This window comes from Shewanella sp. MR-4, from assembly GCF_000014685.1.
Classification (GTDB): Bacteria; Pseudomonadota; Gammaproteobacteria; order Enterobacterales; family Shewanellaceae; genus Shewanella.
The window spans coordinates 1,647,891-1,674,703 of record NC_008321.1 but is presented as its reverse complement, the minus strand read 5'-3'; the positions used below and the strand labels follow the sequence as shown (position 1 = coordinate 1,674,703).

At 49.1% G+C, this 26,813-nt stretch carries 21 protein-coding genes; 4 read left to right on the top strand and 17 right to left on the bottom strand.

Annotation, left to right across the window (positions count from 1 at the left end):
* Positions 1-330 precede the first annotated feature (330 nt).
* Positions 331-1,818 (top strand): alanine/glycine:cation symporter family protein, encoded by a 1,488-nt coding sequence (locus SHEWMR4_RS07550; protein WP_011622214.1) that lies wholly within the window; start codon positions 331-333, stop codon positions 1,816-1,818.
* A 114-nt stretch (positions 1,819-1,932) separates the two neighbouring features.
* On the opposite strand, the gene purF is transcribed toward SHEWMR4_RS07550, so the two are convergent.
* The 10 genes from purF to fabB all read right to left on the bottom strand — a co-directional run bounded on the left by purF (position 1,933) and on the right by fabB (position 14,627).
* Complete coding sequence (purF, locus tag SHEWMR4_RS07545; RefSeq protein WP_011622213.1) at positions 1,933-3,447, bottom strand: amidophosphoribosyltransferase; 1,515 nt, start codon at positions 3,445-3,447, stop codon at positions 1,933-1,935.
* A gap of 181 nt (positions 3,448-3,628) precedes the next feature.
* The gene (locus tag SHEWMR4_RS07540; RefSeq protein ID WP_011622212.1) at positions 3,629-4,117 is read right to left on the bottom strand and encodes a CvpA family protein; all 489 of its coding nucleotides are present in this window, start codon (positions 4,115-4,117) and stop codon (positions 3,629-3,631) included.
* Between the two features lie 110 nt (positions 4,118-4,227).
* Complete coding sequence (gene dedD / locus SHEWMR4_RS07535) at positions 4,228-5,052, bottom strand: cell division protein DedD (protein WP_011622211.1); 825 nt, start codon at positions 5,050-5,052, stop codon at positions 4,228-4,230.
* On the bottom strand, positions 5,045-6,343 hold the full coding sequence (gene folC, locus SHEWMR4_RS07530; RefSeq protein WP_011622210.1) for a bifunctional tetrahydrofolate synthase/dihydrofolate synthase: 1,299 nt from the start codon (positions 6,341-6,343) through the stop codon (positions 5,045-5,047). The genes dedD and folC overlap by 8 nt, the downstream gene beginning before the upstream one ends.
* 51 nt (positions 6,344-6,394) lie before the next feature.
* Positions 6,395-7,180 (bottom strand): tRNA pseudouridine(38-40) synthase TruA, encoded by a 786-nt coding sequence (truA, locus tag SHEWMR4_RS07525; protein ID WP_011622209.1) that lies wholly within the window; start codon positions 7,178-7,180, stop codon positions 6,395-6,397.
* A 103-nt stretch (positions 7,181-7,283) separates the two neighbouring features.
* Entirely contained in the window at positions 7,284-10,673 is a 3,390-nt protein-coding gene (locus SHEWMR4_RS07520; protein ID WP_011622208.1) for a FimV/HubP family polar landmark protein, read from the bottom strand.
* Between the two features lie 179 nt (positions 10,674-10,852).
* Entirely contained in the window at positions 10,853-11,869 is a 1,017-nt protein-coding gene (locus SHEWMR4_RS07515) for an aspartate-semialdehyde dehydrogenase (RefSeq protein ID WP_011622207.1), read from the bottom strand.
* Between the two features lie 2 nt (positions 11,870-11,871).
* Positions 11,872-13,002, bottom strand: a complete 1,131-nt coding sequence (locus SHEWMR4_RS07510) for a 4-phosphoerythronate dehydrogenase (RefSeq protein WP_011622206.1) — start codon at positions 13,000-13,002, stop codon at positions 11,872-11,874.
* A gap of 43 nt (positions 13,003-13,045) precedes the next feature.
* Complete coding sequence (locus SHEWMR4_RS21075) at positions 13,046-13,231, bottom strand: hypothetical protein (protein WP_083757887.1); 186 nt, start codon at positions 13,229-13,231, stop codon at positions 13,046-13,048.
* Between the two features lie 184 nt (positions 13,232-13,415).
* Positions 13,416-14,627, bottom strand: coding sequence for a beta-ketoacyl-ACP synthase I (fabB, locus tag SHEWMR4_RS07505; RefSeq protein ID WP_041408740.1), 1,212 nt, complete (start codon positions 14,625-14,627; stop codon positions 13,416-13,418).
* 138 nt (positions 14,628-14,765) lie between these two features.
* Here fabB and SHEWMR4_RS07500 point away from each other — a divergent pair, with 138 nt between their 5' ends.
* The gene (locus SHEWMR4_RS07500) at positions 14,766-16,865 is read left to right on the top strand and encodes a bifunctional tRNA (5-methylaminomethyl-2-thiouridine)(34)-methyltransferase MnmD/FAD-dependent 5-carboxymethylaminomethyl-2-thiouridine(34) oxidoreductase MnmC (protein WP_041408739.1); all 2,100 of its coding nucleotides are present in this window, start codon (positions 14,766-14,768) and stop codon (positions 16,863-16,865) included.
* A gap of 210 nt (positions 16,866-17,075) precedes the next feature.
* On the opposite strand, the gene SHEWMR4_RS07495 is transcribed toward SHEWMR4_RS07500, so the two are convergent.
* From SHEWMR4_RS07495 to prmB, 6 genes are all read right to left on the bottom strand, one after another.
* On the bottom strand, positions 17,076-17,684 hold the full coding sequence (locus SHEWMR4_RS07495; protein ID WP_011622203.1) for an RNA methyltransferase: 609 nt from the start codon (positions 17,682-17,684) through the stop codon (positions 17,076-17,078).
* Positions 17,685-17,687: 3 nt separating this feature from the next.
* The gene (locus SHEWMR4_RS07490; protein WP_011622202.1) at positions 17,688-17,969 is read right to left on the bottom strand and encodes a YfcL family protein; all 282 of its coding nucleotides are present in this window, start codon (positions 17,967-17,969) and stop codon (positions 17,688-17,690) included.
* Positions 17,970-18,024: 55 nt separating this feature from the next.
* On the bottom strand, positions 18,025-19,167 hold the full coding sequence (locus SHEWMR4_RS07485; protein WP_011622201.1) for an ATP-NAD kinase family protein: 1,143 nt from the start codon (positions 19,165-19,167) through the stop codon (positions 18,025-18,027).
* A gap of 65 nt (positions 19,168-19,232) precedes the next feature.
* A complete protein-coding gene (locus SHEWMR4_RS07480) occupies positions 19,233-20,402 on the bottom strand; it encodes an MFS transporter (RefSeq protein ID WP_011622200.1) in 1,170 nt (389 codons plus the stop codon).
* 69 nt (positions 20,403-20,471) lie between these two features.
* Positions 20,472-21,566: a chorismate synthase gene (gene aroC / locus SHEWMR4_RS07475; RefSeq protein ID WP_011622199.1), complete on the bottom strand. Its 1,095-nt coding sequence runs from the start codon at positions 21,564-21,566 to the stop codon at positions 20,472-20,474.
* Positions 21,567-21,694: 128 nt separating this feature from the next.
* Positions 21,695-22,639 (bottom strand): 50S ribosomal protein L3 N(5)-glutamine methyltransferase, encoded by a 945-nt coding sequence (prmB, locus tag SHEWMR4_RS07470; protein WP_011622198.1) that lies wholly within the window; start codon positions 22,637-22,639, stop codon positions 21,695-21,697.
* Positions 22,640-22,719: 80 nt separating this feature from the next.
* Between prmB and smrB the strand changes: the two genes are divergently transcribed.
* On the top strand, positions 22,720-23,250 hold the full coding sequence (smrB, locus tag SHEWMR4_RS07465) for an endonuclease SmrB (protein ID WP_011622197.1): 531 nt from the start codon (positions 22,720-22,722) through the stop codon (positions 23,248-23,250).
* Between the two features lie 66 nt (positions 23,251-23,316).
* Here the strand turns inward: smrB and sixA are convergent, their stop codons facing one another.
* Positions 23,317-23,787: a phosphohistidine phosphatase SixA gene (gene sixA / locus SHEWMR4_RS07460; RefSeq protein WP_011622196.1), complete on the bottom strand. Its 471-nt coding sequence runs from the start codon at positions 23,785-23,787 to the stop codon at positions 23,317-23,319.
* Between the two features lie 169 nt (positions 23,788-23,956).
* On the opposite strand from sixA, the gene SHEWMR4_RS07455 reads away from it, so the two are divergent.
* Positions 23,957-26,746 (top strand): insulinase family protein, encoded by a 2,790-nt coding sequence (locus tag SHEWMR4_RS07455; protein ID WP_011622195.1) that lies wholly within the window; start codon positions 23,957-23,959, stop codon positions 26,744-26,746.
* Positions 26,747-26,813: the final 67 nt, after the last annotated feature.

The window sequence follows — 26,813 nt, the reverse complement described above, 5'->3', positions numbered from 1 at the left end:
CACTCACATCTGCTTAGGCAAAATAAAGAGTGCAAACCCACACACCTTGCCCCGCCTTTTTCAATCTCTCAGTTGACAGACACGACTCGAAACCTAGCGACTTAGAGCACCGCTAAATCCCCTATCAATAAAGCAATCAAATAAAGAACGTTAAATTATCAATTATTTAACAACTTTAGCTATGAAGCGGCTTAAAAAGTCGTTATGTTGAAGCTCTTGGACGTCCCCACGCGTCTTAACCTTAGGCCTAATTGGCTGTTTAGTACCCAAAATCACAAGCAAAAATCTTAAAAACTCTGCAAAAACAACAGAATATTGGAGTTGAATTATATGAATGAGATTGTTAATGCGGTCAACAATATCGTTTGGAGCCCCGCACTCGTTTATCTTTGCCTCGGTGTAGGACTCTTTTTCTCCCTGCGCTCACGTTTCTTACAGTTACGCCATTTACCCGAAATGATCCGTTTAATGTTTGATGGTAAGAGCACAGATGCTGGCGTGTCTTCCTTCCAAGCTTTAGCCATGACCCTAGCCGGTCGTGTGGGAACCGGGAACATTGCCGGTGTCGCTACGGCTATTACCTTCGGCGGCCCGGGTGCATTGTTTTGGATGTGGATGGTGGCGTTTCTTGGCGCCAGCTCCGCATTCGTCGAATCCACCTTAGGCCAAGTCTACAAAGAAAAAATCAATGGTGAATACCGCGGCGGCCCTGCCTTTTACATTGAAAAAGGCTTAGGCATGAAGTGGTACGCTTGGACATTTGCCATTGCGACCATTTTTGCCTGCGGGATTTTACTGCCCGGCGTACAAGCTAACTCGATTGGTTCGAGCCTAAAAACCGCCTTCGATATCGACCCTAACGTCACCGCTGCTATCCTCGCCATGCTGTTAGGTTTCATTATTTTTGGTGGTGTAAAACGTATTGCCCAGTTTGCCAGCACCGTAGTGCCCTTTATGGCGCTCGGCTATATCATTGTCGCCTGCGTGATTATTGCCCTTAACATTGGTCAGCTGCCCGATATTGTTATGTTGATCCTAAAAAGCGCCTTCGGACTCGATGCAGGCTTTGGTGCGATTTTAGGTCTTGCGATTATGTGGGGGGTAAAACGCGGTATTTACTCCAACGAAGCGGGTCAAGGTACTGGGCCACACGCCTCCTCGGCCGCAGCGGTAAGTCATCCTGCAAAACAAGGATTAGTACAAGCATTCTCTGTGTACATTGACACTCTTTTTGTGTGCTCTGCCACTGGTTTTATGCTGCTTATCACTGGACTTTACAATGTGCAAGGGCCTGAAGGTGTCGCACTCTACACTGGCATTGCCGGCGTTGCAGCGGGCCCTGGTTATGTACAAACCGCGATGGAAAGCATGATGCCAGGCTTTGGTAATATGTTCGTCGCCGTCGCGTTGTTCTTCTTCGCCTTCACCACCATTGTGGCCTACTACTATATTGCCGAGACCAACATCGCTTATATCAACCGTAAGGTAAATCGTCCTTGGCTGACCGTAGTACTGAAAGTGGTGCTGATGGCGTCAACTGTCTACGGCACAGTGAAAACCGCCGATTTAGCATGGGGCATGGGTGATATTGGCGTAGGTTTAATGGCGTGGTTAAACATTATTGCCATTATTCTATTGCAACGCATCGCCTTCACTTGCCTTAAGGATTATGAGTCACAACAAAAACAAGGTATTGAGCCGCTATTCGATCCTGAAAAACTCGGTATTCCCCATGCGGACTATTGGGTTGAGCGTAAAAATGCGCAGGATGAGCAAACGGCTCTCAATCAATCAGGCGAGAATCCCAAAGCTTCATAAGTGTTTATTATCAAAACAAAAAAGCCAGTGACTCATCACTGGCTTTTTATTTGGCGTTTTAAAGTGTGCTAACGCTTACCGCCAAACACACTTTTTCATCTTAAGCATTTCATCTTATGGATGGCAAACGTTGTGTAACTCTAAGTTAGTGCCAATGTCTTTATTACGGTCGGCTTTGGCATCGTCGTTACGTAACTGAGTTAAGTGGTCGAGGTAAGATTGGTCAACATCGTTAGTGATGTAGTGACCGTCGAACACTGAGGTTTCGAAACGTTTGATCTCTGGGTTTTCCATTCTCACCGCTTCAACCAGATCCGGCAGATTTTGGAAGATAATGCCATCGGCGCCAATCAGCTTAGCAATTTCGTCGGCATCACGACCGTGGGCAATCAGTTCATTCGAGGTTGGCATATCGATACCGTAAACGTTCGGGAAACGAATTTCCGGTGCCGCCGAGGCAAAGTACACTTTCTTCGCACCCGCTTCACGCGCCATCTCAATGATTTGTTCTGAGGTGGTACCACGAACGATAGAGTCATCCACTAACAGCACGTTCTTACCTTTAAACTCAGTGTTGATGGCATTGAGTTTACGGCGTACCGATTTTTTACGCTCCTGTTGACCAGGCATAATAAAGGTACGGCCGATATAACGGTTCTTCACAAAACCTTGGCGGTAAGGTAAGTCCATGCAACGGGCGATTTCTAATGCGATATCGCATGAAGTTTCAGGAATCGGGATCACCACGTCGATATCATGGTCGTACCATTCTTTTTTGATCTTTTCACCGAGCTTGGCACCCATGTTTACGCGGCTGGCATAAACAGAGACGTTGTCGATAGTCGAATCTGGACGCGCAAAATACACGAATTCGAAGATACAAGGTGAGTAGCTTGGCTCTTTGGCGCATTGGCGAGTGTAAAGCTGACCATCGAGAGAGATATAAATTGCCTCGCCTGGTGCCACATCGCGCATCACTTCAAAACCGACGGCATCGAGCGCCACGCTCTCAGAGGCCACCATGTACTCAGTACCGGTTGGGGTTTCGTGCTTACCTAATACCAGAGGACGAATACCGAAAGGATCGCGAAAGGCCACCAGACCTTGACCGATAATCATGGCCACTACCGCGTAGGCGCCACGGGCTTGCTCGTGCACCTTGGCAACAGTGTCGAACACCTCATCGGCGGTCAGCATCAAGCTGGTGGTTTTTTGCAGCTCATCGGCCAGCAGGTTCAATAATACTTCTGAGTCGGATGTGGTGTTCACATGGCGACGCTTTTTGATCAGGCCTTCAGCTAATTCAACCGTGTTGGTTAAGTTACCGTTATGGGCTAATGAAATCCCAAATGGCGAGTTAACATAGAAAGGCTGCGCTTCTGACGCGCTGGAACTGCCTGCAGTAGGATAACGTACGTGGCCAATACCAGCGTTGCCCTGTAGGCGCTGCATGTGTTTGACTTCAAATACATCTTTGACCAGACCATTGGCTTTACGTAGTCTGAAAGCACCACGATCAACGGTCACAATACCTGCCGCATCCTGACCTCTGTGCTGAAGCACGGTCAGTGCGTCATAAATGGTCTGATTAACCGATGATTGGCCAACTATTCCGACGATACCACACATGGGTAAGCTTCCTCATTGTAAGATGTTCTATGCCCTTTCATGTTGAAATATAAGTAAAAGACGAAGTAAATCTCCAGCCATACGACTTAAGAGCTTCATCTCAGTGTTGAGTCCGTACCTTAGGTGTTCGGCCTCAACAATGACTTATCCTCCATCATTTAGGATAAATTTATTGTCTTTTTTATAGTTTGGGTACAAAGCTGGAGGTGTTTTCCAAATAGTTAAAGAACCATTGGATCACAACGCCAAATTCGGGCACTAGTACAGAATCCTTCCACCATTGGGTGTTGGGTGAACCTGTAAAAGCATCCATAAAAAACAGCAGCGCACTGACGATCAGTGCGCCCCTAATGGCACCGAAACACAGACCTAAGAGTCTGTCAGTGCCAGATAATCCGGTTTTAACCACTAATTGCCCAATGATGTAATTGATCAGGGCGCCGAGTATTAATGTAGTGATAAAAAGAATAGCAATGGAGACCCCATTGCGTAGCACCTCATCGTTCATTTGCGTGAGATGAACGGCGAGATCTTGATAAAATTGGCTGGCAACAAAGAAAGCCGCGAACCATACCACTAACGACATGGCTTCTTTGGCAAATCCGCGGATCAGACTGATAAGAGTCGATAACCCGATAACAAAGATGATAGCGTAATCAATCCAAACCATTGAGATGGCTTTCCAGCATAGGCTTTAAGACGGCGCGATTCTACCAGAGACTGAAACGATTCTCACCCCTAGCGAGGTAAATAAATTATTTCAGCCTCCGCAGTTCAGCATTAAGATTCCAACGGATTAAAAGGCACAATTCTGCCTTTCAAACGGGTTAGGGTTTCAATTTCTTCCTGCATTTTCTTGAGCTTAGCTTCGGAAACATCAGGCCCCACGAACACTTTAGTCAATACGCCATCCTTTGGTGTGTCTGGAATTGTGTACGCCTTGTAACCACTTTTGCGTAACTGCGCCACCAGCGCTTTTACGTTGGCGGCATTGCTAAATGCGCCTAGTTGCAGGGTAAGTCCAGGTTTTAATGAATCACGGCTCACCACTTTAATGCCATCGTCTTTGGCAGGTTTTGCAGATTCTGTTTTCGCAGTTTCGGCTTTAGGCTTGTCAGTTTTCGCCACTGTGGTTGGCTTGGATTCTGGCTTTTTCGGCTCAGTTTTCACTGGAGTCGGCTTTGGCGTCTCTTTCTTCGGCTCGGCCTTAGCAGTCTCGGTTTTCACCGGCTCTTTCACTTCAGGTTTAGTTTCTGCTTTTGCCGTCTGTGGTTTGGCTTGCTCCTTCACCGCTTCCGCTTTAGGCTCAACTTTTGCTGCAGGCGTGCCTTTGACGTCAGTATTGACCGCCTGCGCTAACGCCGCCTCATCATTCGGAGAGGCCTCTTCAGGCATGGCGCCTTCGCCATCCACATCCTGAGTGGACAACACCTCAAACATATCATCGGCGTTTTGCTGCGCTATCGCGGCAGGACGCAGGGGAATTTCGGCAAATTGTTCCTCTTGGCGGTCCTTCTTGCCATCTAAAATATCCGGCAGAAAAATCACCCCGAGGGCGACCAGCACCACAGTGCCGACTAATCGATTATGAAACTGGCTAGACAAAACGGTTATCCTGCTTAAAGAGAGACTTAAAACCTGCCACAGTGTAAAAGGAGCCAAACACAATTACCACATCATCGGGCTGAATTTGCGCTTTTAATGCCGTCCATGCCGAGGCGATATCGTCAAACTCATGGGCCTTAGTGTCTTGCGCTAAGGTTTGGCGCAGCAGGCTTGCATTCGCGCCGCGCTCACCCTGTAAACTCACTAAGTACCAAGTATCGATTAAGGGCGAAACCACAGGCAATACGCCTGCAATATCCTTATCCTTTAACATGCCGCACAGGGCAAACACTCGCTTCCCCGTCACCATAGGCGTGAGCTGTTTGACTAAAAAGCGCGCCGCATGGGGATTGTGCGCCACATCGAGTAAAATCAGCGGCTGCTCGTTAACTTGTTCTAAACGCCCGGTTAAGCGCGCGCTGCTGATGCCTTTGGCTATGATATCGGCTGCAATATTCGGCCAGCCATGCTCAACAATCGCAATCACAGTCGCGGCGTTCGGTAATGGCAGTGTCGGCAAACTCAGCTGCTTAAGGGTGAATAGTTGGCCTTGGTAATCCCACGTCTGGCCATCTTGCTGGTAACTAAACTCCTCGCCCACACGATAGAGCTTGGCGCCAACATCTTGGGCGACATCATTGACCGTATGGGGTAAGTTCGGCTCACCGACAATCGCAGGGCGACCTTGGCGAAAAATACCCGCCTTTTCACGGCCGACCAGCTCGCGGGTATTACCCAAATACGCCTCGTGGTCTAAATCGACGGACGTCACCACGCTGATATCGGCATCAATCATGTTGGTGGCATCTAAACGGCCGCCAAGACCGACTTCTAATATCACCACATCCAACTTGGCCGCTTTAAACAGGATCAAGCCCGCCAAGGTGGCATATTCGAAGAAAGTCAGCGAAATCTCGCCGCGCGCAGCTTCAATCTGTTCAAAGGCCGCCACAAAGGCTTCATCGCTGGCATCTTGACCGTTGATGCGCACCCTTTCGTTGTACTTGAGCATATGGGGCGAGCTGTAAACGCCCACTGTCAGCCCAGATAGACGTAGGATGTTTTCCAGCATGGCGCAGGTGGTGCCTTTGCCATTGGTGCCCGCCACAGTGACCACTTTACTTTGCCCCAAATCCAATAAATGCAGGCGCGTGGCAACCTTAGAAACCCGGGTTAATCCCATATCGATTTCGGTTGGGTGAATCGATAATAAATAATCTAGCCATTGTGCCAATGGCGCATTCGCACTCGGCACAGTTAAGGCTGTCTGTTCAGTCGGGGCTGTGGTCATCTGTTCTTTCCTTCCTTCGATACGCGCTTCACTTAATCGGCCAAACGGCGATTAATCCAGCATAAACAATGGCCCTAAAGCCAACTTCGGCAGTTGATACTGCTCGGGATAGGTCACATCGACTAAATAGAGTCCATTGGGTTTGGCGGTGGCCGCCGCTTGATTTCGGTCTTTAAGGGCCAGTAAATCCGCCATCCAAGTCAGCGGCTGGTTGCCTAGGCCAATTTCCAGCAGGGAGCCGACAATGTTTCGCACCATATGGTGCAAGAAGGCGTTGGCAGAAATATCGACAATCACATACATGCCCTGACGCGTCACTTTGACGCTGTGCACATTGCGAAACGGGGTTTTCGATTGGCATTGGACGGCACGAAAACTGGTAAAGTCCTGCTCACCGAGCAGCGCCTGCGCTGCAACATGCATTTTATCAGCGTCGATATCACCGTGGTAATGGCTCACGCCGTGACGTAGGATCCCGGGGCGAAAATTATGATTGTAAATCACATAGCGATAACGTCTGGCCGTGGCTGAAAAGCGGGCATGGAAACTGTCATCCACCTCTTTAGCCCAACGAACGGCGATATTATCGGGTAAATTGGCATTCACCCCTAAGGTCCAGGCGCCTTCGTTGCGTATGGCGTTAGTCTCGAAATGCACCACCTGCCCAGTCGCATGAACGCCGGCATCGGTTCGCCCCGCACAGAACAAGCTGATGGGTTCATTCGCCACCTTAGATAAGGCTTGTTCTAATTGCCCTTGTACTGAATCGACTTCGGCCTGACGCTGCCAACCGAAATAACCACTTCCGTCATATTCAATACCTAATGCAATCCGCATCCGCACATCCTCACAGTTAATTTAGCGGCGCATTTTATCACAGCAGCCCATAAAAAAAACGGCGCTCTGCGCGCCGTTAGTGTGAAATCAAGCCCCTTAAGGATTAACCCATCTCTTTAAGTAAGCGGGCAGCTTCTTCTTGCTGACGCTCGTTACCGTCGATTTGAACTTCCCGTAGCAATGCTTTGGCACTGTCGCTGTCATCGATTTCGATATAGGCACGGGCTAAATCGAGCTTGGCATTGACCGAGTTTTCCTCATCGTCCACGTCGATCATGGCGGCATCGCCAATCAGGGCGCCCACATCACTCATCTCAACATCCATTTCGGGATAGAGATCTGTCTCAGCGCTATCCTGCTCGGCATCATTAAGCAGTTTTTCGATATCGATATAGCCATGCTCGTTTTGGAAGTTGGTTAAATCATGCTCCGGGACAAATTTCTTCGTCTTGCGCGACTCCTGCGCATCGAGCGCCGCTAGAGCCTCATCTACGGTGAGCGTATGCTCGTCATCGAGGGCAAAGCTGTCCTCAGGGGTTAATATCTCTTCCTCTTCGAGTTCGGTATTGGTGCTAAAGGCGGCAAGTACGCTGTCATCGCTTAAATCGACATCATCAGTATCGTCTTTTAAATCGAACTCGCGGCCTAAATCCAGCTCATCGTCGAGGTTAAACTCAGTGCTCGCAGCCGTATTTTTGGCATCAACCTCAGGCTTTGCATCTGGCGCAAACTCTAGCGGTTTACGCGACGTGCCCTGCACTGGTACCGGATCTAAAGGCAAATCGCTTTCGGGTTTGACCGGCGTTTTCGCTTCAGGCGTAGGCGCAAAATTAAGTTCGGTATCCCAATCGAGAACATGGGGATCCTTACTCTTATTGGCCTTTAAGTCATTGAAGAAAGATGACTCTTTTTCCTTCGCACTCGCGGCGGCCGCCACGGCAGATGCGGCGACAGCGGCACCAAGAGCAGGTGCGATATCGTCAGTATCTTCATCAAAGCCTGTAAACTTAGGCTCTGTGGCTGCGTCATCGGCACTGTTATCCGAACTGTCTTGGTTATCCGCAATCTCTTCGCTCAGTTCGAAGGTATCGTCCGTGCCATCAATGGCATGGGCGGCGGCACCAATGCCCTTGAGTAAATCTTCTTCCTCGTCTTTTTCTTCTGGCTCGACATGGGTGGTTTCTAAGTCGAAGTTAAAGTCGTCGGCATCCGCCTCGGCTTGTTCAGGCACATCGAACTCGGCTAATAAAGAATCGAGGTCGTCCTCTGCCGTTGACAAGTCTTCAGGTAATGCGGCTTCGAGTTCGGCGGCAATGTCATCGCGCTCAAGGGCGGCTTCAGCGTGAGCCATATCCTCGGCAACGGTATCGTCGACAACGGCCTCTTCGACGAGCGCTTCTTGCGTGTTAAAGCCTGCCAATAACTGGTCGAGGTCTTCATCGCTCGTTGGTAAGTCGGGAGCAAGTTCATCATCCAACTCGGCGGCAATCGCCGCGGCGACTTCAGGATCGGGCTGCGCGGGAGCATCTAAGCCAGCAAGTAACGCATCAATATCATCAGAGCCGCTCACGTCAATGTCATTCAAATCATCATCGAGCTCAGCAGCAATTTCATCGCTTAAATCGGGTTCTGGCGCGGCGGGTTTATCAAAATCGGCCAGCAAGGCATCGATATCATCGGTTTGCGCAACCCCCAACTCGGCTAAGTCATCATCCAATTCGGCGGCAATTTCATCGCCGAGATCATCTGTGGCTTCTGCTGGCGCCTTGTCATAATCGGCCAATAAGGCATCGAGGTCCTCATCGGCAACTTCGGCAGTCTCTTTCATCTCTGGCTGATTAAAGCCAGCGAGTAACGCATCAATATCATCGTCAGCTGGCGCTGCATCGTTTTCAAGCTCAGCGTCCAGCTCTGTGGCTAAGTCAGCGCCTAGTCCAGAATCTAGTTCGGCAGCAATGGCTGCGGCTAAATCTTCATCCTCTGTATCTGGCGCAGGTTCTGCAGGTAAATCAAAACCGGCTAATTCGTCAAGATCGTCAAGCCCCGCTGCGGAAGCTTGAGCTTCCTGTGGGGTATCTTCTTCATCAGCGCCCAATCCGGCCAGCAGTGCATCGAGGTCTTCTTCCTCAATAATATTGCCGGATGGAGCTTTTTCTTCGGCAAAGGCTTCGGCTTCCTCTTGGTCCCCCATGGCCTCTGCCCAGAGATCATCCAGAGACTGGCCTTCATCCTCTTCAAATTGTGGTTCTGGCTCAGTGCTGACACCAGGGTCAATAAACATTTCTGATGCCATGTCCATCTGTTCATGGCTATCTGTCATGTCCTGCTCGGGTTGCAGGTCGACACTGCCGACATCGAGTAAGCTGTCGATCGAATCAGCATGGTCAGTATCTAAATGCACCGCCATGTCGCCGAGGTCGTCATCGTCCATCGCCAGTACGGACGCACTCGCCACGCCAGCCGCACCCGCGGCCATCATAGCCGCCTGCTGTGATTCAAGCTCACGACGTTCTTTATTACGTTTACGGCGTAATAGCCAGAAAACGAGGACCAGTAGCAATAATGCGGGGATCACCGCCGCTGCAACGAGGAGCAGTGGATTACTCATCAGGTTACGCCACAGATCATCTGGCTCTGCTGGCATGGCAGGCTCGTCTGTGGTCGCGGTCTCTGGCGTTTGCGCGGCCTCAACCTCGGCTTTAAGTGCAAGGTTTTGCTTCTTGCTGGCCTGTAGGGTTTCTTCTAATACCGCAATCTGTTGATTTAATTCTTCAACCTTAGCTTTGAGTGTCTCAACATCGGTATTTCTCACCGCGAGTTGATCTTGCGCTCTGGCTAACTCATCGGTCAGGGATAAATTCTTGCTCTCCGCCGCTTCGAGGCGTGCATTGATATCCGAGCTCACCATCTTAGGCGCGGTTGGCGTCGCAGCCACTTCGGTATTGGTCACTTTCGCCGCTTCGGGCTTCACCTCGGCCTTAGGTGGCGTCTCCACCTTAGGTTTAGGCTGTGCGACGGTCTGAGTCGGTGCAGCTGGCTTAGTCGCAGGTTTGGTTTCTGCCTTAGGCGTGGCTTTAGCACCAGAACGAGCCTGCTTATCGCTGCGCTCGGCGCGGGCAATGGCCAAACTATTGGGGATGGCGAGCATCACTTCTTTCGAAGGGATCAGCAAAATCATGCCACGTTCGAGGCTGTTGTAACTGTCGGAGTTAAACGCATGGGGGTTTGCATCAAATACTGCGGCCATCACCTGATAAACACTGACACTGGCGTCGGGACGGACTTTTTGCGCAATACTCCAGAAAGTGTCCTTAGAGGTCGTTGGTCCATATTGATGATTGACCTGGCGGATCTGTCCGTCTGGCCCCATGATTTTTAAAGGTTTTATTTTGGGAGTATCAGCAGCTATCGCAGGATCAATAAAAGAGGTCGTGGAAGAAACAGCTAAAACGGTGGCCATCAGGCCCACAAGATACGAAGTGCGAAATTTCATCAATCCTTCCCTTTGAAGCGCTATTTAAGTTATCTCGCTGATAACAGGCTTTAGGCAATTGTATTTATTGAGATTACTATAAACTAGAAATCCCAGCCCTGCTACTGTTCACAATTGTAAAACAAAAAAAGCCTGCTGGCAGCAGGCTTTTTCATTGGGCATCAATTGCGACTAAAGACTTAGTAATAATCTCTCACTAAAATCTCAGCAATTTGCACACTGTTTAAGGCTGCGCCTTTACGAATATTGTCCGACACCACCCAAAGGTTAATACCGTGAGAATGGGAGATATCCTTACGCACACGGCCCACATAGACTGGATCGGTACCCGCTGCATGGGTCACTGCCGTTGGATATTCGTCATCGGATTCGAACAATACCACTCCTTCGGCATCGCGCAGCAAAGCTTTAATATCTTCTGCATCAGCAGGTTGACGCGTCTCGATATGTACGGCTTCTGAGTGGCCATAGAAGACAGGCACACGCACGGCCGTTGCGTTGACGAGGATTTCGTCATCACCGAAAATCTTCTGGGTTTCCCAGACCATTTTCATTTCTTCTTTGGTGTAGCCGTTATCCATAAATTTATCGATTTGCGGCAATACGTTAAACGCGATTTGCTTTGGATAAACTTCAGCGTCAGCAGGCAGACCTTGCAGCAACTTAGTGCATTGTTTTGCCAGCTCTTCAATCGCCTTTTTACCTGTACCAGAGACAGACTGGTAGGTCGCAACGTTAATACGGCTGATACCGTAAGTGTCGTAAATCGGTTTTAGTGCCACCAGCATTTGGATGGTCGAGCAGTTCGGGTTGGCGATGATGTTACGGTTGCGGAAATCGGCAATAGCATGGGGGTTAACCTCAGGCACAACCAATGGAATATCAATGTCGTAGCGGAAGTGCGAAGTGTTATCGATCACCACACAACCCGCTTCAGCGGCAATAGGCGCCCACTTGGCCGACACATCGCCACCGGCAGAGAAAAAGCCTATTTGTGCTTGACTCCAATCGAAGGTTTCGACGTCCAAAATGGTAACTTGTTTGCCATGGAAGCTGACCGTTTCACCGGCGCTACGGCTACTGGCTAAAGGGTATAAGTTCGCTACCGGGAAGTTACGCTCTTCGAGGATCTCAATCATAGTTTGACCCACTGCGCCCGATGCACCTAAAACGACAACATTAAATTCCTGCGACATAATTACCGACCGACTCCTGAAAAACCTAAATTGGACAACCAATCTACCTCAGATTGGCCGTGATAAGCCAGCGCCAATGCACTAAATTCTCGTCTATGTTTGTGATTTTTTCTCATAATGTCGAAGCCATTCTCCTTTGCAAAGCCATTTCGGAATACGGCATCGTCATCACGCAGGTCGTAGACGAATCTTGCGAGCTGTAATAAGGCTTTTTCATCGGGAGTTTGTTCGAGTTCGACCGCCTTAAAATGAAATGGCGGCAAGAGCTCGGATAAGCGTTTGTTGGCCGGAATGGCTAACAACTCACACAACTTTTGGTACAGCATAAAAGTGCCACGGGCCTTACCTTCTAAGCTGTAACCGGCGATATGCGGAGTCGCAAACTCAGCAAAAGGTACCAGCTCAGGCATGGGATGCGGCTCCCCTTCCCATACATCGAGCACCAATTTAAGGTCATCCCTTTGCTGCTTAACCTTAATTAAGGCTTGATTATCAATTACATCACCACGGCAACAGTTCACCAGCCAGGTATTGGGTTTAAGACTCATCAGGCGTGCTTCATCGAATAAATGCAGCGTCTTATGCTCGCCACTGCGAGTGATGGGCACATGTAGGCTGATGATATCCGCTTGGTGTAATAGAGTCTCAAGGCTTACAAAATGACGGGGATCGCCCTCGGCCGCTTTGATGGGGTCATTGAGTAATACCTTAATGCCGTAGGCTTCGAGGCATTTGGCCGTCGCGCTGCCAGTATTGCCCGCGCCGACAATCCCCACAACTTTGCCCTTGAGCGGCGAGTTAAACCGCGCCGCCAGTTCTAACATCGCAATAAAGGCAAACTCCCCGACTGCGGTCGCATTACAGCCGGGTGCATTCGAAAAGGGAATACCACGCCTTGCAAGGTAGGCCAGATCCACATGATCCGTCCCTATAGTGGCGCTGCCGACAAACTTAAGCTTTGGATTGGCATCTAACAATGCGGCATTGACTCGAGTGACCGAGCGCACCAGTAGCACATCGGCATCTTGCACCTGCTCGGGCGTTAGCGTGCGGCCATTGACTGGGATTATCTCGCCTAACGCCCCAAATAAGGGTTCGACATAGGGCATATTTTCATCGACAACAATCTTCATGGGGACCTTTCTGATAAACAGCAATATCAAGATATTCAGGATTCTAACAAGACTCTAGAGATAAATCCCAATCCCTGAGTCGCATTATACCAATCGTATTAAATATCTGTTCATTCAGCGGGAGTTCAACACGCTTTAGACAAGGCGAAGGCTTGAAGGCATAGTGGTGCTCTGTCGAAAGCCTTAAACGCAGTATAAAGCGCGTTGAAACCCGCCCTTCGGGAGCCACACAGGCATCCCATTATTTCGTTACATTGACTTAAAAGGGAATAACCATTTCTGCATCAATTCTCCTTGGATTGAGATGCCGGAGAGGCTCTGAACTGAATTAGATATTTAATGTGATTGGTATTTCTGAATTTCAGCCAATAAAAAAGGAAGCCTAGGCTTCCTTTTTTAACGAAAATAATGGCTTACTTATATTTGCGCATCACTAATGTTGCGTTAGTGCCACCAAAACCAAAGCTGTTGCTCATCACAGTGTTCAGCTCTGCATCGCGGTATTCACGCACGATTGGCATGTCTTTCGCGGCTTCATCTAAGTTATCGATGTTGATGCTAGGAGCAATAAAGCTGTTTTCCATCATGATCAAGCTGTAGATGGCTTCGTGTACACCCGCCGCGCCTAAGGCATGGCCAGTCATGGACTTAGTCGATGCAACTGGTGGGCACTTGTCTTTAAAGACTTCACGCAGGGCTTCTAATTCACGCACGTCACCGACTGGGGTAGAAGTACCGTGAGTGTTGATGTAATCAATTGGCGTGTCCACATCGGCCAGAGCCATTTGCATACAACGCACCGCACCTTCGCCAGACGGGGCAACCATGTCGTAACCGTCTGATGATGCGCCATAACCAATCACTTCAGCGTAAATCTTCGCGCCACGAGCCAGAGCGTGCTCTAACTCTTCAACGATTAAGATACCGCCGCCACCGGAGATCACGAAACCATCACGGTCCGCATCATAGGTACGAGAGGCTTTTTCTGGAGTGTCGTTGTACTTAGTCGACAGCGCGCCCATCGCATCGAAGCCCATGGTCAGGGTCCAATCCACTTCTTCCGAACCGCCCGCAAACACCATATCTTGCTTACCCATTTGGATAAGTTCAACGGCGTGACCGATACAGTGAGCACTGGTCGCACATGCTGAACTGATTGAGTAGTTCATGCCTTTGATTTTGAAGGGAGTTGCCAAACACGCGCTGGCCGTGCTCGACATAATGCGTGGCACGATATAAGGACCCACGCGTTTTACGCCTTTTTCGCGCAGAATATCCGCAGCTTGAACTTGGTTAGAAGACGAAGCGCCGCCTGTGCCCACAATCAAACCTACACGAGGATTTGAATACTGCTCTTCAGTTAACTGAGCATCCTTAATGGCTTCTTGCATTGCAATGTAAGCATATGCCGCAGCATCGCCCATAAAACGCAGCGCTTTACGGTCAATCAGCTCAGAAGGATCTAATTTGATATTGCCCCATACATGACTGCGTAGTTGCATTTCTTCAAACTGAGCGGAATGTGTAATACCACTACGGCCCGCTTTAAGTGACTCAGTCACTTCTTGCTTGTTATTACCGATACTTGAAACAACACCCATTCCGGTGATCACGACTCTTTTCATTTTATTGCTATCCATTGTGTACATGTCAGTACCTACTTTTTGCTGAGCCAATAGTATCTGTTTTGCTTCAATTAAGTGGTCAGCTTTCCATAAAGGCGGGTAAAATAATGCCTAATATGAGACCGAGAGTATATTTCTTTGACTGCTAAGCCCCAAAAATCTTGCCAATTTAAGCGTGATTACCCGCAATTGATCAACCTTTATCCCCCATGCGCGTTGACTACTGCACAGTCTCTGGACAATTTAACTCGCCTTCGACTCTCACGCTTAACGACGCAATCAACCCAGCCCATTCAGGGCTTGTGCGTCATGGGGCAATGGGGATTGGGCGATGGACTCGAGCTGCTCTCTCTACTACAACACTGGCAAACGCAGACTCAGACTCAGGGCAACACACGACTGTTAGTCAAAGTGTTTGAGCCTAATCCCATTAACGATTACGAACTTAAATTACTTTGGGATCAATCGCAAAGCTTAATTTCCAAGTCTCATTTACAACCGATTGCCAATGCCATCCTTAAGGCAAAACCTGCGCGCATTATAGGGTGCCAGAGATTAATCTTTGATGACGGCCGTATCACGGTCGATTTGCATTTTGGCGACCTACACACAGCACTCAGTCAACTGCCCCACAGCGCTGATCATCCCATTCAGCAATGGCTGGTTTTACCGCATTTGGCGGCGCAGCTTAATGGCAAGCAAGTCTGGCAAATGGCCCGTTTGAGCACCGATGATGCCCAGCTGATTGGGGTCAATTTGGCTGAAACCCTGCAACAGCTTGCCCACAAGAGTGGCTTTAGCACGCTTAACGTCAGCCAAGATGCCTTGAATGGTGATGCAAGTGATGCACTGCAAAGCCATATTATCACCGATGAGATTTTACTCCATGAGCGCAAACTGCTACGCCAGCAAGCCGATACCGCTCAGGCATTTACCCCAAAACCTACAGCGCTCGCCACTAAAGACCATCCCATTGCTATCGTCGGTGGCGGACTGGCATCGGCGAACCTAATGCTATCCCTTGCCGAACGAGGCCAAAGTAGCACATTGTTTTGTAAGGATAATGAGTTAGGCCAAGGCGCATCCGGCAATCGCCAAGGGGCGATTTACCCCCTGCTCACGCCTGAAAATGATGAGCTGAGTCGTTTTTTCCAACAGGCATTTTTGTTCAGCCGCCGCCGCATCGAGGCGCTGAGCCATGCGTCGATGATGGAGACAGAAGCCGCCCCTACTATTACCGCGATTTCCCATGACTTTTGTGGGGTACTGCAAACGGGTCATGATGAGCGCAGCCAACAACGGTTGGATAAAATCATCCAAAGTCAGGACTGGCCGGCGGAAATCGCCTACGCCGTTGATGCGAATGAAGCCAACGAGATAGCTCAAATAGGTATTGATAAGGCTGGATTTTTTTATCCCCTCGGGGGCTGGGTATGCCCATTTGAATACGCCAAGGCTGCGGTAGATAAAGCCTCGCAGCTTGCCAATGTGCAATGCCATTTCAATACCGAGATCACCGAAATCGAGTGTGATGCAAAGGCTTGGTATCTCCACAGTCAAGGCCAGCGTTTTGGACCATTCCGCCAACTCGTGCTCGCCAATGGCGCGCAGCTCACCCAATTTTCGGCCAGTGAGCGATTACAGATAAGCCCGTTTCGCGGCCAAGTGAGCCACGTCCCCGCCCAATTTAAGCTGAGCCAACTGGCGACAGTGTTATGCGCGAACGGTTACCTCACACCGAGTCATCAAGGCTTGCATTGCCTCGGCGCCAGTTATGTCAAAGCGGCGGAGCACCTCGATTTTTGCCCACAGGAGCAATGGGAAAACCTCGGAAAAATGCAAGAAAGCTACCCCAACCAAGCCTGGGTTGACGATATCGACATCAGCGACAATAGCGCCCGTGTCGGCGTGCGGATGGTGACGCGGGATCATTTCCCCATGATGGGCTGTGCGCCCGATGTGGCTGAAATATTGGCGCGCTATGAACAGCATCAACTCAATCAGCAGCAGGCCGAACAAAGCAAGCATTATTGGCAAACGACCCCGGCTCCGATCCTCGATGGCCTTTATATCCTAGGTGGCTTAGGGTCGCGGGGATTAAGCTCTGGCCCCTTGGCGGCCGAATGTTTAGCGGCACAATTAACCGGTGAGCCGCTGCCACTAGATTGGCCCACCTTAAATAAACTCAACCCAAATCGGATGTGGCTACGCAAATTACTAAAGGGTAAAGCACTTTAGTAAAGAGCGTTTTGGTAAAAAGTGCTTTAGTGAAGATAAACATCGCGGTTTGAGTAAAAACCTGAAAATTAAAAACCAAGGCTTATTATTGAGTGCTAATCAGACTTACCTCTTAACACCCCAATAATTGGCTGCTCAAAACAGAAAAGGATTAAGCAGTGCTTAATCCTTTTTGTATTTCGACTGAGCATTAACTATTAAGCGTTAACCCTAGAGCGAAGACCCCTGCTTAGTCGTTTTTACTCGGGTGCGATTATTGTTGTCGCGACTTTGGCGGATCAAGGCATCGCCATCGAACTCGGTTTGAGCTGATAGCTGCTCGCGATGGGCTTTCGCCAATCTATCGTAAAGCAGTACGTTCACCGAGGCCGCCAGATTCATGCACCCTACCGTAGGCACATACACCACGGCATCGGCTCTATCGATAATCTCTTGGCCAATGGTGCCATCCTCTGGGCCAAACACATAAAAGGCTTTCTCGGGATGCACAAATTCAGGTAAGGGTGTCGCCCCTAGGACTAAATCCACGCACACCAGCTTAGTGTCAGAGGGGAGCGCATCGAGTAGGGAGGCCACCCCAGTTAACGGAATGCGCTCGGCGGCGCTCTGCGTATCGGCGTTATATTGCTGCGGCCCACGGGCAGCATACTCATAGCGTTTGCCTGTGTAGAACACCGCATCGACACCATAACAGCCCGAAGCGCGCATAATGCCGCCCACATTGGTCGGAGTTTTCGGATTGACTAGACCGATATAAACCGCTTGCTGCACCTCAGGTTTTGCCATGGAATCAACCGAAGTCGTCGTGGATGTACTCATCAATTAGGCCGCTAAATGACTAACAATCTTGCCATGTAATTGTGTCCACGCCGCTTCCACTAATGCAAAATCGGCATCATTTAATTCTTGGCGCGCGAGGGCTAAACAGTCGGTCATTTTTTCGAGCAAGGCTTCTAGCGTACTCTCGCCTTCGTCTTCGAGTTGCGATAACACCACCGCCACATGCCCTTGCAGATAACCACAGGCAAATAAGGCGTCGTCATCACCATGGCTTACTACAGACTCTATCCACTGTTCTAGTGCTTCTTCATACTGCTCTAACATCGGGTCAAACTCTCCAATAACGTATTTCGCCCAAATGGCCGCTGGCCCCTCGGTGCTATAAATCTGAATAGTCGGGGTTGGCCACCTGATACATCACATAATCATGGTAACCCGTCGTCACTTTGTAATAGCCACAAAGCTCACGATCTAATTGAGGGTCGCCACTATCCACAATTAAGGGGCGTCCTTCAAGTGCTTTTAGCTTAGTTTTTGTGGCGAGGATAATAATATTGTCCTTACCGAGGCGGCGGATAAGCTCTGGCGACAACTGTTGGTTGCCACGACCGAGAATATGCCCCTGCCCGCCAATCAAGGTAATTACCAGTTTTGCCGGCTTATCTTGAGTAAGGTCAAGCAACTGCTTGGCGGTTAAATCACTCGCCACTAAGGCTTTATCTTGGATAAGATCAACCCCCAACAGGGTGTTATCTAGCCCAAGTTCTTCCATCACAAAGGCGACCGTGCTGCCCGAGCCCATAATATACAGCTCATCTTCCATTTGCTGGATAACATCGGCGGCAATGTCGGCGAGTACGAGCTCATCGACTTCTTTTCCGCCCATCTTCACCGCTTGCACATAACGGGGTTCTGCTGGCACTAACAGCTCACCAAACCGTTTGGCGCGCACCGTGCCTTGGCGAAAGGCCACTTCATCAATATCCATCACATCGGCGCTCATCAGGCTGACTAACTCACCTTCGAGCAACATTTTCACGACCATGCCCGCAGCATGGGGTGTGATGCCGTAAACGCCCGAATGGATTTTTACCCCAGCCGGCACACCAAGCACGGGTAATTTATCGTCGATAACGGCTTGTTCAAACACGCTATACACATCGCGCGCCGTGCCATCGCCCCCCGCAAACAGTAATAAATCTAACGGTTCGTTCAGCAAGGTACGCACAACGGCTTGCGTGTCTATCGCTTGAGTTTTATCCGGAGTTTGATACACCACACGGGTGTTAAAACCTAAGGCGTTGGCAGCATCCTCCCCCATCACACCTGAGGCGGTAATGATTTCGATATCTTTGGCAAAAGGGGCAATCACTTCTAAGGCTTGCATCATACGCTTTATCGCCTTGGGCTCGGCGCCTAAGGCAAGGGCTTCTTCTGCCACACCATCGCTACCCTTAAGACCCACACTACCACCTAAACCCGCCAGTGGATTGATGACTAAGCCTAAACGAAACCGGATCACCTTAACCTCTCTTGTTAATTATTCTAGTTTTTACAATGAGTTATTTTTCACAATAAAATATAAGCTTATGCAGCAACTGCTTGCGGCCTATCCTTAGGGATCAAAAATACCGCTAACATGGCCGCAAAGGCACAGGCCGCCGCAAATACCCAAGACCATACAGCGCCGCTACCATCCCCCCAGATATAACCGCAAATCCACGTTCCGAGTGCGCCGCCAACCCCAAAGCTTAAGCTGGCATACAGGGCTTGTCCTTGACTGCGATGACTGGCATCAAAATTTCGGTGCACAAACTGAATCGAGGCCGCATGGGTCAAACCGAAGGTGAACGCATGCAGCACTTGGCTTAAGCCCAGTAATAACATGCTCTCAACGCCGAAGGCGACCAGCAACCAACGCACGGCAGTCATAGCAATACTGACGACAAGCAAGGTATTGACGCCATACCGTCCAAGCAAGCGAGGCGCAAACATAAACATCACGATTTCGGCCATTGCCCCTAAGGCAACAAAAATCCCCGCGGCCGCTTCAGTGTAACCCGCCTGCTTAAGATAGAGCACAAAGAAACCGTAAAAAGGCCCAGCGCTCATCTGTAATAACATCGCCGATACCATGAACCACAGAATGGGCTTAGTCCATTTGAGCGGCTGCCGCTCCTGCCCTTGAGGGCGCACGGCACGATTCGCGGGCAACGGCAAGGCGCTGACCAGCATCCCTGTAAACAAGGCTAAACCAATATAAGGCAACACCTCAGTGCCCCATTGGCCGATGGCAAAACCGGCACCGACCACCAAGCAGATATAGCCAATGCTGCCAAAACTGCGGATTTGTCCATAGCGGCTGGCATTTTCACCTAAGGTTTCGAGGGTGATCACCTCAAGCTGTGCCAAAATCGCGTTCCAGAAGAAGGTATACAGCGCAAGGCTCAGCGCCATATACACAAAGCCACCGTGGTAGAAGAAACTCAAATACGCCAGCATCGCGGCGCCCGCGCCCATCTTCACCAATTCGGAGCGCATGCCAGTGCGATCGGCCACCTTAGCCCACACATTGGGTGCCACGATTCGGGTCGCCATTAAAATCGCCAGCAAAAAACCGATTTCTTGAGGGTTAAATCCACGGTTTTCGAAGAAGACCCCAAGGTAAGGGATCATAGTGCCGAGAATTGAAAAGAAGAAAAAATAACAGGCACATAGCCAGCGTAACTGCTGGCTTGTGCTAGAGATTGTTGGCATTAACGCATTCCATTTATTACACAGCCGCTATGCATCTTTATTCCATGCAGACTGTCTCATTCATCGCACCTATCTCATGCCGAGAATCGGTGTGTGACTGCAAACATCCTGATTTTGAGCTCTGTGTCTTAACAGATGATCCATCAACACAATCGCCAGCATAGCTTCGGCGATCGGTACCGCGCGGATCCCGACACAGGGGTCGTGACGACCTTTAGTCACCACTTCCGCCATTTCCCCTTGGGCCGTCATGCTTTGGCCCGGCACACTGATACTCGAGGTTGGTTTTAATGCAATATGGGCGACGATGGGTTGACCCGATGAAATGCCGCCGAGTATGCCACCGGCATGATTTGATTCAAAACCCAGTGGCGACATTAAATCGCGTCCTTCCGAGCCCTTTTGCGTGACAACGCCAAAGCCATCGCCAATTTCAACGCCTTTTACTGCGTTTATGCCCATTAAGGCATGGGCGATGTCGGCATCGAGCCTATCGAACACGGGTTCGCCCAGTCCAACGGGAACACCTGTCGCTACCACAGAGATTTTGGCACCAATGGAATCACCGGATTTTTTCAGCTCGCGCATATATTCATCTAGCGCCTCGAGCTTACTCGCATCGGGGAAGAAAAAGGCATTCTGCTCGATTTGACTAAAATCGAGGGTCTCGGCACTAATCGGTCCAAGTTGAGACATATAGCCTTGGATATTAATACCATGCACTTGTTTTAAATACTTTTTCGCCACAGCACCCGCCGCAACCCGCATAGCGGTTTCGCGGGCCGATGAGCGGCCACCGCCACGGTAATCACGCAGACCATACTTTTGCTGATAGGTGTAATCGGCGTGTCCTGGACGGAATAAATCTTTGATATTGGAGTAATCTTGGCTGCGCTGATCGGTGTTTTCGATCAGAAGTCCAATGGAGGTGCCTGTGGTTTTGCCTTCAAACACACCGGATAAGATCCGTACTTCATCAGGCTCACGGCGCGCGGTGGTATAACGGGATGTGCCAGGACGACGGCGGTCTAAATCATGCTGCATATCGGCTTCGGTGAGTTCGAGCCCTGGAGGGCAACCATCAATAATACAACCGAGCGCCACACCGTGACTTTCACCAAAGGTAGTCACCACAAAATTTTGACCAATACTGTTTCCAGACATCCGCTTTTTACACCTTAAATGATTTGCTTATCGCTCCGCGCCCAGCAATGGCTGGACAATTCTTTTTCCCGCTGCAAGCCTAACTGGCAGCGGGAAAAGACTCAACCTAATTTATGTGCTTATTGTGATTATTGCGCGTCGCGATAAATAGCAAAAAGCGATTGATGTTCGACCAGTTGATCGCGAGTCAGCACAAACACACCGTCACCGCCGTGTTCAAAACTAACCCAAGTAAAAGGCACTTCAGGGAATTGCTCCATCAGATGCACCATAGAGTTACCCACCTCAACCACTAAAATCCCTGTTGGTGTCAGGTATTGGGCTGCATTCGCTAAAATACGTTTGGTTAAATCGAGGCCGTCACGACCCGAAGCTAAACCAATCGCAGGTTCATGGTGGTATTCATCTGGCATATCACCGATATCTTCTTCATCCACATAGGGCGGATTAGAGACAATCAAATCATATTGTGGACCTTCAGGAATGGCTGAAAACAGATCCGATTGCATCGGGAAAACTCTGTCCATCACGCCTAAGGTTTCTACGTTGATTTGCGCCACATCGAGGGCATCTTCACTGATATCCAGCGCATCAACCTCGGCCTCATCAAATTCGTAGGCACAGGCAATCGCGATACAACCACTGCCAGTACATAAATCTAAAATACGATTAACGGGTTTGCCGTATAACCAAGGAGCAAAGCGATTGGCAATCATCTCTGCGATAGGTGAACGTGGTACCAATACGCGCTCATCCACATAGAACTCAAGCCCAGCAAAGCGCGCTTTATTGGTTAAATAAGGCACAGGCAAACGTTCACGTACGCGGCGAATGATCAGCTCAACGATTTTGTGTTTTTCGCTGCTGGTTAAGTTACTTAAAATCACCTGCTGGCCGATTTCTTCGGGCAAGTGCAACGCATGAAACACTAGGGCGATAGCCTCATCCCACGCGTTATCCGTCCCGTGGCCATAGTACACATTGGCATCATTAAAGCGGCTCACCGCCCAACGCAACATGTCACCTATGGTGCGTAACTCTGTCACAGCTTCATCTACAAAGATCTTATCCAAAACGCTCTCCCGCTTGTTTGTTCGCAAACATTGTAACTGAACTCTATTCAGAAACCATAGGATTCAATAGAATACCCGCCATGAATAAAGACGATGATAAAGAAGGCATGGCGATGTTTTCGGCGCTGATCGAGGGGATAAAACCTATCGCCCAAGATAAGCGGCATTTTCGCACGCCCCTAAAAACCAAACAGGAAATTGAACTGAAAGAGCAGCAACTGCATGCTAACAGTTATTTCTCAGATACTTATCAACCTCTGCTGCCCGTTCAGGGGCCAATGCGTTGGCTCGATGAGGGTGTCGATAGTCTCGAGCTTAAACGCTTAAGACGTGGCGATTACCAACCGGATTTATTGCTGGACTTACACGGTTACCGCCAATCCGAGGCTAAACTCGAGCTCGCGGCGCTCATTCAAGCCTGCGTAAAACAGCAAAGCCAATGTTGTTGTGTGATGCACGGTTACGGCACTGGCATACTAAAACAGCAGGTGCCTATGTGGTTGGTGCAACATCCGATGGTAAAAGCGTTTCATCAGGCCCCTAAAGAATGGGGTGGCGATGCGGCGCTGCTGGTGCTTATCGATATTGGCGACCAGCCGCATCGACGTTAATGGACGTATTTATCCTCTAAAAAACAAAGGGCCCACTAATGTGAGCCCTTTGTTTTATCGAATGAATTAACTAATGCTGTGGGGCGCATGTTGCCAAACAATGCTGGCCTGCTCGGCATGTTTATCTATCAGAGTAATTCCTGAGGTGGCAAACAAGGGCGGCTCAACACCCGCGACTAGCTCGCTGACCAAATAGCCCAAGAGTGGCATATGGGAAATCACCAGCACTTTATCGGCCTTGTACAATTCGGCATAGGCAACAATTAAGGCGGCTACATTGGCAGGATCGCCTGACGGCACTAAATCATCCACGACCAGCCATTTGCGAGGCTCGGGGAAATGTTGACTCAATTCTTGCCAGGTTTGCTGCGCACGTAAATAAGGGCTGACCAAAACAAGATCAAAATCGCTGACACTTCGGGCTAACCAGTTACTCATTAAGACAGTATGGTGTCTTCCTAAATCGGTAAGCGTCCTGTCCCTATCCGACTGAGCATTAAATCCAGCGTCACCATGTCGCATCAAAAATAGCTGCATACTTCTCTCGCTACCCACACTTGTTTTTGTTTTATCCCAATTGTAGCCCTAAAATGGATTTCAACAAACCTTGTAAGGGTTAATCTTTAGTCGATAAACACAAGAGATATTTGCCAAAAACCATTAAGACTATCAATATATAACAAGCCATCGTTACCGGAGTGTCTCTTTGCAAGCCTCTCAGTCTATTTACAAAAGTCCAAACGATCATCGTCAGTACCGTTATCTCGTGTTAGATAATGCCCTCAGGGTATTATTGGTCGAAGATTTGGACGCCAGCCAAGCCGCCGCTTCCATGGCGGTGGCCGTAGGACATTTTGATGATCCTGTGGATAGACCCGGTATGGCACATTTTTTAGAGCATATGCTCTTTTTAGGCACTGAAAAATTCCCTGACTCCGGTGAGTATCATGCCTTTATCAATCAGCATGGAGGCAGTAATAATGCGTGGACCGGCACAGAGCACACCAATTTCTTTTTTACCATCAACGCCGACGTATTTGCCGGCTCCCTAGACAGATTTAGCCAATTCTTTATCGCCCCCAAGTTTGACCTCGACCTGGTCGATAGGGAGCGCCAAGCGATTGAATCTGAATTTAGTTTAAAGCTGAAGGACGACATCCGCCGCACCTATCAAGTGCTTAAAGAAACCGTCAATCAACAGCATCCGTTTTCGAAATTTTCTGTCGGCAATTTAGTCACCCTTGGCGGAGAGCAGGCGCAGGTCAGAAGCGAGCTATTGGCGTTTTATCAAAGCCATTACAGTGCCAATTTAATGACGCTCTGTTTAGTCGCCCCGATGCCGTTAGATGATCTTCAAGCGCTTGCGGCCCAATATTTCAGTGCGGTCCGCAACTTAAACTTAGTCAAACAGTATCCTGATGTGCCGCTGTTTTCAGAAAATGAACTGCTTAAGCAAATCAATATTGTCCCCTTAAAGGAACAAAAGCGTTTAAGTATCAGTTTTAACTTCCCTGGCATCGACCACTACTACAAACGTAAGCCGCTGACTTACATTAGCCATATCCTCGGCAATGAGAGTAAGGGTAGCCTGCTGTCGTATCTTAAAGAACAGGGGTTAGTGAATAATCTCTCCGCGGGCGGCGGAGTCAATGGCTATAACTTCAAGGACTACAGCATAGGTCTGCAACTGACCGACAAAGGCGTGGCCAATATTGACGATATTGTGTGCAGCTGCTTTGAGTATATCGAGCTGATAAAAAACCAAGGCCTTGAGGATTGGCGCTATTTAGAACGAGCCAATCTGCTCAAGATGGCATTTCGCTATCAGGAGCAAGTGAAATCCCTCGATTTAGCCAGCCACTTAAGCATCAACATGCACCACTACGAAGTGGAAGACTTAGTCTTTGGTGACTATCGCATGGATGGCTTAGATATTAACGAAACCCTTGAGCTATTGAACTTAATGACGCCGCAAAATATGCGCTTACAACTCATCGCACAGTCCGTTAAGACCGACCGTAAAGCCAATTGGTACCATACGCCATATCAAGTCTTACCGATAAAACCAGAATCCCTTGCCCGTTGGCAAGTGACACAAATTCGCCCTGAGTTGCAATTGCCCGCAGCCAATCCCTTTATCGTGGCAGACTCCATTGCCCGCCCCGATAAAAGTGAAGTCGCCGTGCCTGTGATTGTCGCTGAATCAACAGGATACCGGATTTGGCATAAAAAAGACGATGAGTTTAATGTCCCGAAAGGCCATATGTATCTATCGCTCGATTCGGAACAGGCGAGTAAAACCCCAAAACATGCTGCCCTCACCCGCTTATACGTTGAGATGCTGCTCGATTATTTGACTGAGCCAACTTATCAGGCTGAAGTTGCTGGACTAAGTTATAACATTTACCCCCATCAGGGCGGGATCACACTGCATCTATCTGGTTTTACGGGCAATCAAGAGACCCTGCTAGCCTTACTTATCCAAAAGGCGAGAGAACGTAATTTCACTGAAGAACGGTTCGCGTTAATTAAATCTCAGCTGCTGCGTAGCTGGCAAAACTTGGCGCAAGCCAAACCCATTTCACAGCTATTTACTAGTCTGACCTCTACGTTGCAAAAACGCAGCTACGAGCCTGCTCGTATGGCACAGCTGCTTGAAAATATTACCTTAAATGATCTCCATAACCATGTACGCGCCTTTTACGAGAAGATTTACCTCGAAGGGCTGATTTACGGCGATTGGCTTGTATCAGAGGCGCAAGCCTTAGGGAAACGACTGGAACATATCTTGTCCCTCGTCTCAAGCCCAAGCGCGGAGTCGACTCGAGAATTAATCAACTTAACAGGACAAGGCACCCTCCTTCGGGAACTGGCAATAGATCATCAAGACAGTGCAATTATTGTGTATTATCAATCAGCTATAGCAACACCTGAGAAAATGGCGCTGTTTAGCTTACTCAATCACACTATGTCTTCGACCTTCTTCCATGAGCTACGTACCGAAAAACAATTGGGCTACATGGTCGGCACAGGTTATCTGCCACTCAATCGCCATCCGGGACTCATTTTCTATATTCAATCCCCGACGACGGGACCACTGCATTTATTAGAGGCTATTGATGAATTTATCGCGGACTTTAATTATGCCGTGATGCAAATTACCAATGAAGAATGGGAAAGCACCAAACAGGGACTCATCAATCAAGTGATGGAGCATGATGCTAACCTAAAAACTCGTGGCCAGCGTTATTGGGTGAGCGTGGGCAACCGTGATTATCAGTTTAATCAGCGTGAATTAGTGGTCGCGGAAATCAACAAACTCACTCGACCAGATCTCATCAAGTTTATGATGCGAAAAATGCGCACTAAGCATAGCGATAGACTCGTGCTTTTTAGCACAGGTTCTGCCCATGCGGCGCAGTCAGCGCTCAAATCAGAGAATATGATTACCGATCTTAAACTCTTTAAACAAAACACTGAAAAGTTCAATTTTTAGGCTGTAATCTTAAATCAGATCATGAATTGAGAATTTGAACTAAACAAACAAAAGCGCTGTGTTACGG